Source organism: Micromonospora sp. CNZ280, assembly GCF_011759515.1.
Genome location: NZ_JAAOYP010000002.1, coordinates 336,585 through 351,712 on the forward strand (window position 1 = coordinate 336,585; position 15,128 = coordinate 351,712).

The 15,128-nt window shown below is 73.8% G+C and carries 15 protein-coding genes; 7 read left to right on the top strand and 8 right to left on the bottom strand.

Annotation, left to right across the window (positions count from 1 at the left end; genetic code table 11):
* Position 1: 1 nt before the first annotated feature.
* Genes FHX32_RS16625 through FHX32_RS16635 form a run of 3 tightly spaced genes read right to left on the bottom strand, consistent with a single transcriptional unit; the run spans position 2 to position 2,602 of the window.
* Positions 2-805 (bottom strand): MlaE family ABC transporter permease, encoded by an 804-nt coding sequence (locus FHX32_RS16625; protein ID WP_088993502.1) that lies wholly within the window; start codon positions 803-805, stop codon positions 2-4.
* Position 806: 1 nt separating this feature from the next.
* On the bottom strand, positions 807-1,604 hold the full coding sequence (locus tag FHX32_RS16630) for an MlaE family ABC transporter permease (protein ID WP_167183618.1): 798 nt from the start codon (positions 1,602-1,604) through the stop codon (positions 807-809).
* Positions 1,601-2,602, bottom strand: a complete 1,002-nt coding sequence (locus tag FHX32_RS16635; protein ID WP_167183621.1) for an ABC transporter ATP-binding protein — start codon at positions 2,600-2,602, stop codon at positions 1,601-1,603. Before FHX32_RS16635 ends, FHX32_RS16630 begins: the two co-directional genes overlap by 4 nt.
* Positions 2,603-2,780: 178 nt before the next feature.
* Between FHX32_RS16635 and shbA the strand changes: the two genes are divergently transcribed.
* From shbA to FHX32_RS16655, 4 genes are all read left to right on the top strand, one after another.
* Complete coding sequence (gene shbA / locus FHX32_RS16640; RefSeq protein WP_167183624.1) at positions 2,781-3,362, top strand: RNA polymerase sigma factor ShbA; 582 nt, start codon at positions 2,781-2,783, stop codon at positions 3,360-3,362.
* Positions 3,359-4,162 (top strand): anti-sigma-D factor RsdA, encoded by an 804-nt coding sequence (locus tag FHX32_RS16645; RefSeq protein ID WP_167183627.1) that lies wholly within the window; start codon positions 3,359-3,361, stop codon positions 4,160-4,162. The genes shbA and FHX32_RS16645 overlap by 4 nt, the downstream gene beginning before the upstream one ends.
* 275 nt (positions 4,163-4,437) lie before the next feature.
* Positions 4,438-5,619, top strand: a complete 1,182-nt coding sequence (locus FHX32_RS16650) for a hypothetical protein (RefSeq protein WP_167183630.1) — start codon at positions 4,438-4,440, stop codon at positions 5,617-5,619.
* Between the two features lie 314 nt (positions 5,620-5,933).
* Entirely contained in the window at positions 5,934-6,518 is a 585-nt protein-coding gene (locus FHX32_RS16655; RefSeq protein ID WP_167183632.1) for a hypothetical protein, read from the top strand.
* Positions 6,519-6,564: 46 nt separating this feature from the next.
* Here the strand turns inward: FHX32_RS16655 and FHX32_RS16660 are convergent, their stop codons facing one another.
* Positions 6,565-7,137, bottom strand: a complete 573-nt coding sequence (locus FHX32_RS16660) for a YdeI/OmpD-associated family protein (protein ID WP_167183636.1) — start codon at positions 7,135-7,137, stop codon at positions 6,565-6,567.
* Positions 7,138-7,142: 5 nt separating this feature from the next.
* Positions 7,143-7,553 (bottom strand): VOC family protein, encoded by a 411-nt coding sequence (locus FHX32_RS16665; RefSeq protein ID WP_167183639.1) that lies wholly within the window; start codon positions 7,551-7,553, stop codon positions 7,143-7,145.
* A gap of 62 nt (positions 7,554-7,615) precedes the next feature.
* Between FHX32_RS16665 and FHX32_RS16670 the strand changes: the two genes are divergently transcribed.
* Positions 7,616-8,587, top strand: coding sequence for a helix-turn-helix transcriptional regulator (locus tag FHX32_RS16670; RefSeq protein ID WP_167183642.1), 972 nt, complete (start codon positions 7,616-7,618; stop codon positions 8,585-8,587).
* A gap of 112 nt (positions 8,588-8,699) precedes the next feature.
* Positions 8,700-9,104, top strand: coding sequence for a DUF2267 domain-containing protein (locus FHX32_RS16675; protein ID WP_167183645.1), 405 nt, complete (start codon positions 8,700-8,702; stop codon positions 9,102-9,104).
* A 9-nt stretch (positions 9,105-9,113) separates the two neighbouring features.
* Here FHX32_RS16675 and FHX32_RS16680 read toward each other — a convergent pair whose 3' ends face one another.
* Complete coding sequence (locus FHX32_RS16680) at positions 9,114-10,091, bottom strand: ABC transporter permease (RefSeq protein ID WP_167183648.1); 978 nt, start codon at positions 10,089-10,091, stop codon at positions 9,114-9,116.
* A 95-nt stretch (positions 10,092-10,186) separates the two neighbouring features.
* Positions 10,187-10,699, bottom strand: a complete 513-nt coding sequence (locus FHX32_RS16685; RefSeq protein WP_167183650.1) for a hypothetical protein — start codon at positions 10,697-10,699, stop codon at positions 10,187-10,189.
* 229 nt (positions 10,700-10,928) lie between these two features.
* Here FHX32_RS16685 and FHX32_RS16690 point away from each other — a divergent pair, with 229 nt between their 5' ends.
* On the top strand, positions 10,929-13,691 hold the full coding sequence (locus tag FHX32_RS16690) for a M14 family zinc carboxypeptidase (RefSeq protein WP_486481137.1): 2,763 nt from the start codon (positions 10,929-10,931) through the stop codon (positions 13,689-13,691).
* A gap of 86 nt (positions 13,692-13,777) precedes the next feature.
* Here the strand turns inward: FHX32_RS16690 and FHX32_RS16695 are convergent, their stop codons facing one another.
* On the bottom strand, positions 13,778-14,872 hold the full coding sequence (locus FHX32_RS16695) for an NYN domain-containing protein (RefSeq protein WP_167183654.1): 1,095 nt from the start codon (positions 14,870-14,872) through the stop codon (positions 13,778-13,780).
* Positions 14,873-15,128 lie beyond the last annotated feature (256 nt).

Below are 15,128 nucleotides of genomic sequence, written 5' to 3' on the forward strand. Positions count from 1 at the left end.
GTCACCCCGCGATCCGGACGGTGGTGGTGGCGCCCCAGATGGCCAGGGACAGGAAGAAGTCGACGATGTTGACGGCGACGATGGCCAGCCGCACGGCGCGGCCCACCGCGACGCCCACGCCGGCCGGTCCGCCGCTGGCGGTGTAGCCGTACCAGCAGTGCACGAGCACCACGATCACGCTGAAGACCAGCACCTTGCCGAACGACCAGAGCACGTCGCCGGGCGGCAGGAACAGGTGGAAGTAGTAGTCGTAGGTGCCCGCCGACTGTCCGAAGTAGAAGACCGCGATGGCGCGGGTGGCCAGGTAGCTGGAGAGCAGCCCGATCACGTACAGCGGGATCACCGCGATGAAGCCGGCGATCATGCGGGTGGTGACCAGGAACGGCAGCGACGGCACGCCCATCACCTCGAGCGCGTCGACCTCCTCGGAGATCCGCATGGCGCCGAGCTGGGCGGTGAAGCCGCAGCCCACGGTGGCCGACAGCGCCAGCGCGGCCACCAGCGGGGAGATCTCCCGGGTGTTGAAGTACGCCGAGATGAAGCCGGTGAAGGCGCTGCTGCCGATCTGGTTCAACGCCTGGTAGCCCTGCAGGCCCACCTCGGTGCCGGTGAAGAAGGTCAGGAAGCAGATGACGCCGACGGTGCCGCCGAGCACCGCGAGCGCCCCGGTGCCGAAGCTGACCTCGGCGAGCAGCCGTACCACCTCCCGCCGGTAGCGGCGCAGGGTGCGCGGCGCCCAGCCGAAGGCCCGCAGGTAGAAGGCGAGCTGTCCGCCCAGGTCGTCGAGCTGTCGCAGCACCGGCACGTCAGCTTCCCTTCTGCGGTACGACCTGGAAGTACACGGCCGTGACGAGGAAGTTCAGCGCGAACAGCAGCATGAACGTGAACACGACGCTCTGGTTGACCGCGTCGCCCACGCCCTTCGGGCCGCCTCGCGCGTTCATTCCCTGGTAGGAGGCGACCAGGGCGGCGGTGGCGCCGAACAGCAGCGCCTTGACCTCGCCCACCAGCAGGTCGGGCAGCTGCCCGAGGGCCTGGAAGCTGGCCAGGTACGCGCCGGGCGTGCCGCCCTGCATGACCACGTTGAACAGGTAGCCGCCGGTGACGCCGACGACGCTGACCACGCCGTTGAGCAGGACGGCGACCAGCATCGCGGCGAGCACCCGGGGTACCACGAGCCGGTGGATCGGGTCGATGCCCAGCACCCGCATCGCATCGAGTTCCTCGCGGATCTTGCGGGAGCCGAGGTCGGCGCAGATCGCCGAGCCGCCGGCGCCGGCGATGACCAGCGCGGTGACGATCGGCCCGGCCTCGCGGACCACGGCGAGCACCGAGGCGGCGCCGGTGAACGACTGCGCCCCGAGCTGCCGCACCAGCGAGCCGAGTTGCAGCGCGATGACCGCGCCGAACGGGATCGAGACGAGCGCGGCCGGCAGGATCGACACCGAGCTGATGAACCAGGCCTGCTGGACGAACTCGCGCACCTGCACCGGCCGGCGGGGCAGCGCCCGCAGCGTGTCGAGGCAGAAGCCGAAGAAGTCGCCGGAACGGCGGACGGCGGCCAGCGGGACGCTGAGCCGGGTTCGCGCCTCGCGTTCGGTCATTCGGCCAGCTCCTCGTGCCGGGCGCCGACCGGGAGTTCCACCGTCGGGCGGTCGGCGGCCGGCCGGTCGGCGAAGGAGCCCGGCGGCGGGGTGACGCCGTGCTCGCGGCACCACGCGCCAGGTGGGCGCTCGGCCCGTCGGGGCCGGCCGTCGGAGGGCTGCAACTGGGTCGGGATGGGCGGCAGCGGCGGCAGCTCAGCGCCGGCCTGGGCCTCGGCCCGCAGCTCCTCGGCGTCCTTCTCCTCGGCCATCCCGATCGGCCCGATCCGCTGGGCGTTGAGGAACTGCCGGACCACCGGTTCGGTGCTGGACAGCAGCATCTCCCGGGGCCCGAACATGGCCAGGTGCCCGTGGTAGATCAGCCCGATGTTGTCCGGCACGGTGCGGGCGGTGTTGATGTCGTGGGTGACGATCAGGAACGTCGCCTCGGTGCGCTGGTTGAGGTCGATGATCAGCTGGTTGAGGTAGGCGGTGCGCACCGGGTCGAGCCCGGAGTCCGGCTCGTCGAAGAGGATGATCTGCGGGTCCAGCACGAGCGCGCGGGCCAGCCCGGCCCGCTTGCGCATCCCGCCGGAAATCTCCCCGGGCAGCTTCCGCTCGGCGCCGGTCAGGCCGACCATCTCCAGCTTCTCGCCGACCACCGCCCGGATCTGCGCCTCGCTCTTGCGGGTGTGCTCGCGCAGCGGGAAGGCCACGTTGTCGTAGATGGTCATCGAGCCGAACAGCGCGCCGTCCTGGAACAGCACGCCGAACAGCTTGCGGACCTCGTACAACGCGCGCTCGGAGAGCCGGGGCAGGTTGTGGCCGGCGATCCAGATGTCGCCGCGGTCGGGCCGGAGCAGCCCCACCAGGGTCTTGAGGAACACCGACTTGCCGGTGCCCGACGGGCCCAGCAGCACCGAGATCTCGCCGGCCGGCAGCGTCAGGCTGACGTCCGACCAGACCGGCTGCCCGCCGAAGGACTTGGTCAGCCCCTGCACGGCCACCTCGACGCCCACGCGGTCCCCTTCCCTCGGTGCTGCTACTTCGGACATCGCTGCGGCACGGCGCGGTGCAACAGATTTCTCGCGATTTCTTTGCGGTACGCCAGGGCTACTCGCGGTGAGCTAGGCAAATGCCGGTCGGCTCGATAGCGTGCGCGTTAACCGGCCGGTAACGAAGGTGCTCCGCGACGCGATGACCACAACGATCGAGCCCGAACTCATCCGGCGGGCCGCAGAGGGCGATTCCAGGGCCATGGCGGCCCTGCTCACCGACGTGCGCCCGGGGCTGGTGCGGTACTGCCGGGCCCGGTTGGGGCGGATCGGCGGGGCGTACACCACGGCGGACGACGTCGCGCAGGAGATCTGTCTCGCCGTGCTGCGGGCGCTGCCCCGCTACCGCGAGCAGGGCACTCCGTTCTCGGCGTTCGTCTACGCCATCGCCGGGCACAAGGTGGCCGACGCGCAGCGCGCCGCGGCGCGGGCCGCCGCCGTCACCGCTACCGCCGACGCCCCGCTCGACACCCCGGACGCGGAGCCCGGGCCGGAGCAGCAGGCGGTCGCCACCGACCTCGCCCGCCGCCTGTCGGCGCTGCTCGACCGCCTGCCGGACGCGCAGCGGGAGATCGTCCTGCTCCGGGTGGCGGTCGGCCTCTCCGCCGAGGAGGTCGGGGCGATCGTCGGCATGTCCGCCGCCGCGGTGCGGGTGGCCCAGTCCCGCGCCCTGGCCCGCCTCCGTACCCTGGCAGGCGACACACTCGACGAGGTGGCGGCGTGACCGAGCAGCGGCCCCAGGGGGGCGACGAGCTGGACCTGGCGACCATCGCCCGGGACGACCAGCTGCTCGACACGCTCGGCCGGGGCGAGCCGGCGCCGGCCGGTGACGACGTGGCCGCGCTGCTCGCCGCCTGGCGGGCCGATCTCGACAGCGACGACGAGCCGGTCCTCCGACCCGCCGTGCAGCCACCGGCCGCGACGCCCACGCCCCGGTCGGCGACGTTCGGGCAGCGCGTGCTGCGCCTCGCGGCAGCGGTGGTCGTCCTGGTGGCCGTCGCGACCGCGCTCGGCGTCGGCAGCCGCAACGCCGGGCCGAGCAGCCCGCTCTGGTCGCTGACGAAGGTGCTCCACCCGCAGCAGGCTCAGGTACGCACCGTCGAGGACACCATCGACCGCGCCCGGGCCGCACTGTCGACCGGCCGGCTGACGGAGGCCGCTCAGCTCATCGAGCAGGGACGCGACGACCTCGCCGGGATCGACGACCCGACGCTGGCCACCCGGCTGCGCGCGGAACTCGACGCCCTGCACCGCGACCTGCTCGCCGCGCTGTCGCCGCCATCCGCACCCGCCACCGCGGGCCCGACGCCCGAATCCACCGCCGGTGGCGGGTCCGCCCCACCGGCCGAGCCCGGCCCGGTCGGCTCGCCGCCACCGCCGTCACCGTCGGCCGCCGGGGAGCCGGGCCTGCCCGGGATCCTCCCGTTGCCGTCGCTGCCCACCCTGCTGCCCAGCGGAGGGCTGCCGCCGCTGCTCCCGTCGCTGCCCGGGCTGCCGCTTCCCACCGCGAACCCGCTGGGCTGAACGCGGCCTTCTCGGCGGCGCTGCCCGGCTTCTCGGCGGCGCTGCCCGGAGTGACGGCGGCGACCAGCGCCCCGGTCAGTCCGGCGGTCCGCAGCTCGGCCGCCGCGCCCGGTGGGCGGACCGCGGTGTCGGCGTGGCCGCGCTCGGCCGGCCCGCGTTCCTTCGGCCGATGTCGATTTGTCGTGTGTCGGACCGTGTGCCCCCGGTCACCATTCGGCACAATCGAAGCTGCCCGGAAGGAGCTGCCCGGAAGAGGACCCCCGGAGGTGCGCGTGGTGCGGCGTCGCGGCCGGCTGGCTCGGACGATGCTGCGTGGGCTGCTGCTGGTCGGGGGCGCCTTCGGCGCCTGGAGCGCGTACGGCGCGGTCGCCGACGAGCCCGCGTACGCCGCCGGTGCCAGCGGGCAGTGCCTGCTCGGCGAGCTGGTCGACGGCGTGGGGAGGTTGCTCGGCGCTCCGCTCTCCTGCGCTCCGTCCGCCGTGCCGAACGGCGACGAGGCGGCTGACGGAACGCGGCACTCCGGCAATGGCCAGCCGTCGGCGGGTGTCCTCCTCCCGGCCGCCCCGGCGCCCCCCGGCGACCAGCGGGCGGCGGGCGCACCGCCGGCGCCGGCCCGGGACGTGCCGCCGGCCGACGAGGCGGCCGTGCCCCCGCGCCGAGACGCCGGGAAGCCTGACGAGCGGGCGCCGGCCACGGCGGGTCCGGGCAGCCCGGCGAGCGCCTCCCGCCCGCCGACCCGGCAACCCGCGGCACCCCCGGCACCCCCGCCCGCCAATCCGGCACCGGACGCGCCGACTCCGGCACCCGGCCCGGCGAAGCCGATCCCGCAGTCACCGGCGCCGGCGCTCGGCCCCGCGAAGCCGATCCTGAAGGGACTGGGACCAGCCCTCGGCCCGGCCAGCCCGATCGGGCAGGTGCTCGATCCGGTGCTCGACCTGGCGAAGCCGGTTGTGGGAGCCCTCGAACCGGTGCTGGACCTGGCCGCTCCGGTGGTGGATGTGCTCGCCCCGGTGCTCGACGTGGCCCAACCCGCCCCCGGCGCGCCCGCCGGTCCCCGAACTCCACCCGGCAGCGGCGCCGGCGTCCGGTCACCGCTGACCGCACCGCCTCCGGCCACCAGCGCGCCGGCCGGCACCACCCACGCCACGGCACTGGTCGCCCCGGACACGCGATGGCACGCCTCGATCTCCCGGCCGTCGGCTGGTGACCAGCCGGCCGACGGCGACGCCGACCCGGGCCGGCACCGTCCGGAGGGCGATCCCGGCCACGCCGCCCCGGGGACGCCCGGCGGCTGCGGCAGCACGGCCGGTTCGGCCACCGCGGGCGGCCCGTCCGGCGCCGCCGAGGGTGCCCTGCCCTGGGCCTGGCACCCCGAGCTGTGGCCGCTGGGCGGTCACCCGGCCCGGAGTGACGAGCTGAGCCACCGGGCGAGCCGGCCGGACACCAGACCGGCCTGACGGCCACCGGTCGGGCCGCGACGGCTCCGCCAGGGCGATCGGTACTCGTGCCGGGCACCCAGCCACCCGGCGATCGTCGCTGTCCGGCCCCCCGCGCAACACAGGGGGAGCCGTCCCGACGCCCGCCCAGACGGGCCGGTCGGTCCGATCGGCCCCGCCCCGACAGCTAGGCCCGGCGGGCCATCTGCGGCTCGGACGGCCGCGGCACCGCGAACCGGGCGCCGAGGCTCCGGCCCGTGCCCGACCCGAGAGACCTGCTCCACCGCAACTCCGTCGCGCGGGCTCAGCCCCCGCGCACCTGGGAAGGAGAGCTCGTGAAGAAGACCCTGCCGATCGGACGCGCACGCTGGTGCGACATCGCCGACATCGTCGACCTGGTCGCCGGGGCACTGGCCCGCACCGGCACCGGTGCCTGGCTCGTGCCCGACGTCCACCGCCGGCGTCGGGTACTCGGCGCCGTCACCCAAATCTGGACGGAGCACGCACTGCTGTTCGGCGAGGCGTACCTGGCCAGCGACCGGACGGCCACCGCCGTCTGGTTCCACCGGTACGGCCCGATCCCGCCGCCGCCCGGGTACGGCGAGCGGCTCGCGGTCGCCTGCGGCGACTACCTCGACCGGTTCCTGCGCCTCGACGAGGTGCTCGCCGCCCGGCGGCCCACCGGGCCGCACAACCACCTGGCGTTCTTCGCGGCCGTACCCGAGCCGCGGCGCGGCGACCAGTCCGGCACGCTGCTCGCCACCAGTCACGCCCGGATGGACGCCAGCCTGCTGCCCTCGTACACCGAGGCGACGACGCCCGCCGAACGGGACCTGTACGCCCGGCACGGCTACGTCGCCCACGGGTCGTTCACGCTGCCCGACGGCACCACCGCGTACCCGATGTGGCGCAGGCCGTGACGGCCGCCGGTGGGTCCTGCCGGACCCACCGGCGGCCGGCCGGCGGTCACCGCGGCGGCCCGCCCGCGGCTTCCAGGCCGGCGAGGGCCCGCCGCAGCGCCCCGGCCCGCGCCGCCGGGGTGCGCGCCTTGAGCAGCGGCAGGAACACCGCGTACCGGTCGCTGCGGCCGAGCGCCTGGTAGGCCGCGCGGGCGCGGTCGTTCGCCGCGAGCGCCGCGGCGAGGTCGTCGGGTACGGCGGCGGTGCGCTGCGGCGCGTACGCCGCCGCCCAACGGCCGTCGGCCTGTGCGGCCTCGACCTGGGCCCGGCCGGCGGGGCGCAGCCGACCGGCCGCTTCCAGCGCGGCGACCCGCTCGACGTTGACCCGGGACCAGGGGCTGCCCGGCCGGCGCGGCGAGTAGCGCTGGAGGAAGTGCGTGGCGTCCAGGCGGCGGCGGTGGCTGTCGATCCAGCCGTGGCAGATGGCCACGTCCCCGGCCTCGGTCGCGGTCACGGTGGCCGCGCCGGCGCCCTTGCGGGCGATGGCGAGCCAGACGTCGGGTCGGGTGGCGCCGTGCGCGGCGAGCCACCGGTCCCACTCGTCGGCGTCGGCGCAGCGGAGGATCTCCACGTCGTCCACGAGGGTCACTCCTTCCCGTCGACGATCTCGACGTAGTGCGGGTTGTACATGACGCCGAGCAGGTTGCCGAACGGGTCGACCACGGTGGCGGTGACGAAGCCCGTGCCCCGGTCCTGCGGCGGCTCGTGCTCGGTGGCGCCCATGGCGAGCAGCCGCGCGACCATGCCGGGCACGTCGTCGACGTGCCAGTAGAGGACCACCCCGCCGGGTCCGGCGGCCGCGCCCGGCGGCCGGTGGCGGCTGTCGATCAGGCCCAACTCGTCCTGGTGGTCGCCGAGGCGCCATTCCGCGTAGCCGTCCCGCAGGAAGTACGGCTCGAAGCCGACCAGTTCGCTGTACCAGGCCTTGGCAGCCGGCCAGTCCGCGGCCCAGTAGCTGACGGTGGCCATGCCTCGCAACGTCGGTGTCTTCGTCATGACCCTCACGCTAGGAGGTGTTGAGGAAGGTTTGGTTCCTCGATCTGATGCAGAATCGGGGAATGTTGGAAACCTCGGCCCGACTGCTGCGGCTGCTCTCGTTGTTGCAGCAGCGGCGGGACTGGTCCGGTGCGGAGCTGGCGCACCGGCTGCGGGTCACCACCCGCACGGTGCGCAACGACGTCGACCGGCTGCGGCAGCTCGGCTACCAGGTGGACTCGACCACCGGCCCGGCCGGCGGCTACCGGCTGGGCGCGGGCAACGCGCTGCCGCCGCTGCTGCTCGACGACGACGAGGCGGTCGCGGTCGCGGTGGGGCTGCGCGCCGCGGCGGCGGGCACGGTCACCGGCATGGCGGACGTGTCACTGCGGGCGCTGACCAAGCTGGAGCGGACGCTGCCGGCCCGGCTGCGACCGCGGGTCGACGCCCTGCGCGGGACGACGGTGTCGGCGGCCGGCGGCGGGCCGACGGTCGACGCCGACACGCTGACCACGATCGCGGCGGCCGCGCACAACCACGAACGGCTCCGGTTCCGCTACGTGGGCCACGACGGGCAGGGCACCGAGCGCGACGTCGAGCCGCACACCCTCGTCTACACCGGCCGGCGCTGGTACCTGCTGGCCTGGGACACCGACCGGCGGGACTGGCGTACCTTCCGGGCCGACCGGGTGCGGCCGTTGCCGCCGGCCGGGCCGCGGTTCGTGCCGCGCGAGCCGCCCGGTGGCGACGCCGCCGCGCATGTGCTGCGTGGTGTCCGCTCGGAGGTCTGGAGGTACCGGGCGCGAATCCGGATGCACGCGCCGGCCGCGGTGGTGGCCGAACGCAGCACCACCACCTCGGGGCAGGTCGTCCCGCTCGACGACGGGACGTGCGAGCTGGTCACCGGCACCGACTCGCTCACCGACCTGGCCACCTACCTGGCCAAGTTCGAGGTGCCGTTCACCGTGCTGGAACCGCCCGAGCTCCGCGAGGCGCTGCGCGAGCTGGCCGCCCGCTACCTCGCGGCAGCCGGATCGCCGGTCGCCCCGGAGTAGCGTCCCGACCGGCCGGTGGCCGGCCGATCCGGGGCGAGGCGTACGGGCGCGGCTGTTTGCCGGGCGGGCACGCGGGTAGACGCCGCTGTCCACGCAGAGAAAGGCCCGGCAGGTGGAGAACAGCGAGTTCATCGACTCGGTGGCGCAACGCTTGCGCACCTCACCCGAGCAGGCGACTGCCATCACCCGCGCCACGCTCACGACCCTCGCCGAGCGGATCGACGGGGGCGAGGCGCGGGACCTGTCCGCCCGGCTCCCGGAAGGGCTACGGGCGTACGCGTTCGCACCTCGGGACAAGGCCCAGCGGTTCGGGCTGGACGTCTTCGTGCAGCAGGTCAGCGGCCGGGCGGAGGTGGACAGCGACCTGGCGAAGGCGGGCATGCGCGCGGTGTTCGACACCCTCCGCGAGGCCATCCCACCGGGCGAGTACGACGACGTCATCACCCACCTGCCGGCGGAGTTCTGGGACCTCACCGACTCGGCGGCCCGGTACGACGGGGAGACCCGCCGCGGCTGACAAGCCGCCTCAGCGGAGCTTGGGGTCGAGGGCCTCGCGGACCGCCTCGCCGAGCATCACGAAGCTCAGCACGGCGGTGACGAGGAACGCGGCGGGGAAGAACAGCAGGAACGGCGAGACACGGATGTAGTTCTGCGCCTCACTGATCATGATGCCCCAGGACACCACCGGAGTCTTCAGGCCGACGCCCAGGAACGACAGCGTCGCCTCGGCGCCGATGAACGAACCCACCATGATCGTGCCGTACACCAGCAGCGGCGCCAGGCAGTTCGGCAGCAGGTGCTTCAGGATGATCCGGCCGGTGCCGGCACCCAGCGCCCGCGCGGCCACGATGTAGTCCGCCTCCTTGGTGGCCAGCACCGAGGAGCGCATCAGCCGCATCACCACCGGCCACATGAGGATGGTCAACGACAACATGACCAGACCCATGATCTCGGCGGTGCTGTTGTCGGACCCGGAGCCGTTGAACGTGGTCAGGATGACGATCGCGCCGAGGATGAACGGCAGGCCGAAAAAGACGTCGGCGATCCGGGACAGCAGGCCGTCCACCCAGCCACCGCGGTAGCCGGCGATGATGCCCATCGTGCCGCCGATCAGCAGCGTGCCGGCCACCGAGAGCACCGCCACCACGATCGAGGCGCGGGCGCCGTAGATCACCCGGGCGAACACGTCACGGCCCTGCACGTCGTAGCCGAACCAGCCGTTGGCCCCCGGCTCCACCCGGCTGTTCGACAGCGAGCCGTTGACCGGGTCGCCGTTGGTGAACAGCGACGGGAACGCCGCCATCACCAGGAACAGCACGATGAACGTGGCCGAGATCCAGAACAGCGGCTTACGGCGCAGATCCTGCCAGGCGTCGCCGAGCAGACCCCGCGGCTTGTCGGCCCGGGCGCCGCCCGGAAGCCCCGGGTCGACCGGGGCGCCGCTCTGGCTCGGCTGCTCGGAAAGGGGCGCGGACGCGACCGACGCGGTGCTCGGATCACTCATGACGGCTCCTCCGGTCGGGGCGGCGTGGAGCAGATCCACCAGCAGGTCTACCAGGAACGTGAGGGCACCACAACAGACGGTCCGCCAGAACGCGCTCAGCCCTCCCGGTACGCGGGCAGGCCGAGCGCGGCCCGGACCTTGCCGGCCTCCTCGGCGCCGCTGTGCGCCGCCGCCGCCCGGATCTCCCGCATGAGCGCCTCGGCGTCGGCCGCCTCCCCGGCGCGGCGCCAGTGCCGCAGTGCGATGTCGTTCTCGGCCAACAAAGCGGCCATCGGTGCCCGGGCCTTCGCCGGCCAGGTCGTCTCGCGCAGCGCCACCGCGTGCTCGGCGTTCGTCCGGGCCACCTCGGCGGCCAACTTCCGCACCGTCCGCCACGGTTTCCCCGCGTTGGCCGCCGTCTCGAGCTTCTCCAGCGCGGTGTTGTACGGCTCGACGATCGCCAGGTAGCGGCGCTTCGCCTCCTCGGGGGTCAACGCGGCCGGCGTGGTGGGGCCGGCCGACGCGCCGCCCTGCCAGGCCGGCTGCTGGGCCAGGGTCTCGGTCTGTTCACCGCCGCCGCAACCGGCGAGCAGCACGGTCATGGCCAGCGCGGCCGTCCAGCGACGCACGTCATTCCCCTCCGTCGAGCTGCGGAACAGCCGGAGTCTAGGTGGCACCCGACGTCCCCGCGGCCCCGCTCACCGGCCCCTCGCCCGCGACAGCGGTGGACCGCGCGCGGGATCTTGACCGGCCAAAATCGCAGGCCATAGGCTTCGATCAATGTGAGCCGGTTCCCGGGAAGGGAAACACGCCATGGCCCCAGCGACGCGTCCGGTCCGGACGGTTCCATCACGACGGTTGGCGAGCGCCACGGCGGTCGCGCTCGTGCTCGGCATGACGCCCCTGCTGGGCGGCGCGCCGGCCGCGGCCACCCCGCGACCCGCCCCCTGCAGCAACGACCCGAACGCCCGGCTGGCCGCCGTGCCCAGCCCGGAACAGGCCCTCGGCTTCCCCCTCGGCCTCGGCCAGGAACGGGTGGTCAGCACCGACGAGATCCGCCGGTACCTCGGCGCCGTCGACGCCGCCTCCGACCGGGTCGTCACCGGCGTCCTGGGCACCAGCGTGCTGGGCCAGCCGCTGCCGTACGCGGTGGTGTCCACCGAGCGGAACGTCCGGCCGGCCACCCTGCGGAAGATCGCCGAGGACGTCCGCGACCTGCGGGACCCGCGCCGCACTTCGGCGCGGAAGGCCGCCGCGACCGCGGCCGGCGACCCGGCCATCGTCTGGGTCACCGGGAACGTGCACGGCGGCGAGAAGAGCGGCGCCGACGCCGCGCTGAAGACGCTCTACGAGCTGGCGTCGGGGCTCTCCTGCGAGGTCGCCCGACGCAACGACAACCTGGTCACCGTCATCGTGCCGACGCAGAACCCGGACGGCCGGGACGCCAGCCGGCGGCAGAACGAGTTCGGCTTCGACCTGAACCGCGACTGGTTCGCCCGGACCCAACGGGAGACCGACAGCAAGCTGGAGCTGATGCGCCGGTACCCGCCGCAGGTGTTCATCGACGCGCACGAGATGGGTGGCCGACAGTACTTCTTCCCGCCCAACGCCGACCCGATCCACCACGAGATCGCCGGCGAGGCGGTCGACTGGATCAACCGGATCGGCGAGGCCAACAAGGCCGGCTTCGGCTACAACGGGGCCTGCGGCGGCGCGGTCACCACCGAGTGCTACTTCAACTACTCCACCTACGACCTGTTCTTCATGGGGTACGGCGACACTGTCCCGGCCGCCGGCTTCGGCGCCGCTGGGATGACCTTCGAGAAGGGCAGCGCCTCGGCGGTGGCCGACCGGGTCCAGCAGCAGTTCCACACCCAGTGGTCCACGCTCGGCTGGGCGGCGGCGCACAAGCGCGAGCTGCTGAGCGGCTACTTCCGGATCTGGACCGACGCGCTGGCCCAGGGCCGGGCCGGCGCGTTGGAGCCGAACGAGGTGGTCCAACCCACCAACACGGTGCGCTTCCCGGTGCCGGACATCCGGATCCGCTCGTACTTCCTGCTGCCCGACCGGCAGCTCGCCGACGTACGCCAACTGGTCGAGCGGCTGCGGCGGATGGACGTCGAGGTGTACGAGGTGCAACGGCCGACCCGGTTGCCGACCGCGCGGATCTTCGGCGGGCGCAGCGCCACGAACCTGACCGTGCCGAAGGGCGCGTACTGGATCCCGATGGACCAGCCGCAGAAGCACTGGATCCAGGCGGTCATGGGCGAGGACCCGTACACTCCGTTCCCGTACTTCTACGACGTGTCGTCTTGGAGCAACCCGCTGCTGATGGGCGTGTCCACTGTCTACACCGGCGACGACGTACGGCCCCGGGCCCGGCTGGTCCGGGAGATCACCGGTGGCCGCGGCGCCCCGGCCAGGCTTACCGGCTCGTACGCGTACCCGCTGGACTCCGCCGCCGCCGCGGAGTTCACCTTCGCGCTGCTGGGTCGGGGCGTACCGCTGGTGCGGGAGCTGGACAGCGGCGTGGTCGGGCTGCCGGCGACCAGCCTGACCCGCGAGGTGGACCGGCTCGCCAGGTCGCTCGGGGTGACCCTGACCGCGCGGCGCGGACCGGCCGCGGGCACCCGGCTCGACCTGCCGGACGTGGGGCTGTTCCAGGGCACCGGCATCTCCACCACCGCCGGCTCGCACGGCGAGGCCCGCTACGTGCTCGGCAAGCGGTGGGGGCTGGAGCTCACCCCGGTCACCACGGCCGACATCAACGACAACACCGAGGCGTTCACCGGACGCACGGTGCTGCTGGTACCGGACGGCAGCAGCCCGACCGGCGGTCTCACCGCCGCCGGGCAGGCCAACCTGCGGAACTGGATCGCGCAGGGCCACACCTACCTCGGGCTGCGCAACGAGGGCACCCGGATGGCCCGGGCCGCCGGGCTCACCTCCACCACCGAGCAGCCGAAACCGACCGGCTACACGGTGATCGGCTCACACCTGCGGGTGGACGTCGACCGGGACAGCCCGGTCGCGCTGGGCCGGCCGGCGGAGGACTTCGAGTTCAACAACAACGACCCGATCCTGGCCCCGAGCACCACCGGGACCAACGTGCTGCGCTACCCGAGCGGCGACACCTTCTGGGCCAACGGCTACACCGTCGGCGCGGACGCGCTGAAGGGGACGGTCGCGCTGGTCGACGAGCCGACCGGGGCCGGCCGGGCGGTGCTGTTCGCGTTCAACCCGCTGTTCCGGGCGTACAACGAGAACGGGCTGCACCTGGTGGCCAACGCGCTGCTGCTGCCCGGCGGCGCGGCCGGCCGCGCCGCGACGCCGCCCGCCGTCGGCCCGGCCCGCGCGGCCGCCGCGGCGGCGCCGGTGCCGGCGGATCTCGGCGGCGGCTGGCGGCCGATCACCATCGAGGTGGCGCCCGCCGACCTGGCCCGCACCCGGGCGGTCGTCGCCGGGTTCACCGGTGACAGCCGGGCGTCCGAGGCGAACGGCTCGGCCTACCTGGTGATCCCGAACCCGGCCGGTCGCCAGGCCGACGAGCACCCGTTCCTCGGTGACCTGGTCCGGGCGCTGCGGGACGCCCGGGTGCCGCTCCGGTCCGTGGTGGCCTGAGGCACCCGGTGGTCCGGCCGGCCCACGACGGCCGGCCGGACCGCCGGCGCCCCGATGGCCTGGTGCGGCGCGGGGTCGAGACGACGTCAGGCGGGCCGGGCGGTGAGCAGGTAGTCGTCCGCCTCCGGGCTCCATCGCAGATCGACGACACCGCTGGTGGCCGCCGCCTTGCAGAACTGCAGGAAGCTGCGGTAGCCGAGCTTCTTCTCGCTGAAGTCGGGCCGGGCCCGGCGGAGCTGGTTCTTCAGGCCGGACAGCGCCACCGCGCCGTCCCCGGCGGCCAGGTCGAGCACGACGGAGTGGAGCAGCCCGAACGCCACCTCGCGGTCGCCGTGTTCGGGCAGCGAGACCTCGGGGTCGCCCTTGGCCGGGCCCTCGGCCAGCTCGACCACGTTGTGCTGCGCCAGGTGGCGCAGGAGTTCCCCGAAGGTGCGGTAGCCGTAGTCGGACTCGCTGAAGGTCGGATCCTTGCGCAGCAGGGTGCGCTTCAACCGGGACGCGGTGACCTCGCCGCCGGAGCTGCCCTGCAGGCCGGCCACCGTCTGGGCCACCAGGACGGAGAGCGTGTCGACGCCTGCCGGCTCCTCGGCCGCCGGCGGCGCCTCGGGCTCCTGCTCCACCGGCTCCGCCTGCTCGATCTGCTCCACCTGCTGCGGCTCCCGGCTGGGCCGGGCCGGCCGCCCGCGCCGGCCCCGGGTGGTCGGGATGTCGACGCCCTCGAGCCGGTCGTAGTAGAGGAACTCGTCGCAGGCGGGCGGCAGCAGCGCCGAGGTGGACTTCTCGACCCCGACGCCGATCACCTGCTTGTTGAGTTCGCGCAGCTTGTGCACCAGCGGGGTGAAGTCGCTGTCGCCGGTGCAGATGACGAACGTCGAGATGTAGTCGCGCTCGAAGGCCAGCTCCACGGCGTCGACGGCCATCTTGATGTCGGCGGCGTTCTTCCGGGTGGCGCCCATCCGCTGCGGGATCTCGATGAGTTCGACGTGGGACCGGGTGAGCATCCGGCGGTCCTCGTCGAAGTACGACCAGTCCGCGTACGCCCGGCGCACCACCACCCGACCCCGCTCGGCGAGCGCGTCGGCGATCGGGCGGAAGTCGAACGGAGTGCCGTGATGGTCGCGCGCCCCCAGGGCGAGGTTCTCGTAGTCGAGGAACAGGGCGATCCGGTCTTCTTGATCCACGGCAGCCAGCCTACGCCCGGCGCCCGCTCCGGGCCGGCAACCGTGCGGGCTTGCCGCGCCAGCCGCCGGCGGCCGTCACGCACCGCCCACGCAACCAACTGGCAACAGTCTTGACAAAAGAGACGAGCATCGACAAGCATCACTAGAGAGCGCTCTCTCATCGGTCCGGCAGGGCTCAGCGGCGTGTGCCACCACCGGATCGCAGCGGAACTTCCCCCCGGGACGGCCCGCCCGCCCCACCGACCACCCGTGCCCG

What these genes read in the sequence shown, in the direction of transcription:
- shbA (WP_167183624.1), top strand. Translation starts at nt 2,781, where the DNA reads ATGACCACAACGATCGAGCCCGAACTCATCCGGCGGGCCGCAGAGGGC.
- FHX32_RS16665 (WP_167183639.1), bottom strand. Translation starts at nt 7,553, where the DNA reads ATGACGAAGACACCGACGTTGCGAGGCATGGCCACCGTCAGCTACTGG.
- FHX32_RS16670 (WP_167183642.1), top strand. Translation starts at nt 7,616, where the DNA reads ATGTTGGAAACCTCGGCCCGACTGCTGCGGCTGCTCTCGTTGTTGCAG.
- FHX32_RS16630 (WP_167183618.1), bottom strand. Translation starts at nt 1,604, where the DNA reads ATGACCGAACGCGAGGCGCGAACCCGGCTCAGCGTCCCGCTGGCCGCC.
- FHX32_RS16680 (WP_167183648.1), bottom strand. Translation starts at nt 10,091, where the DNA reads ATGAGTGATCCGAGCACCGCGTCGGTCGCGTCCGCGCCCCTTTCCGAG.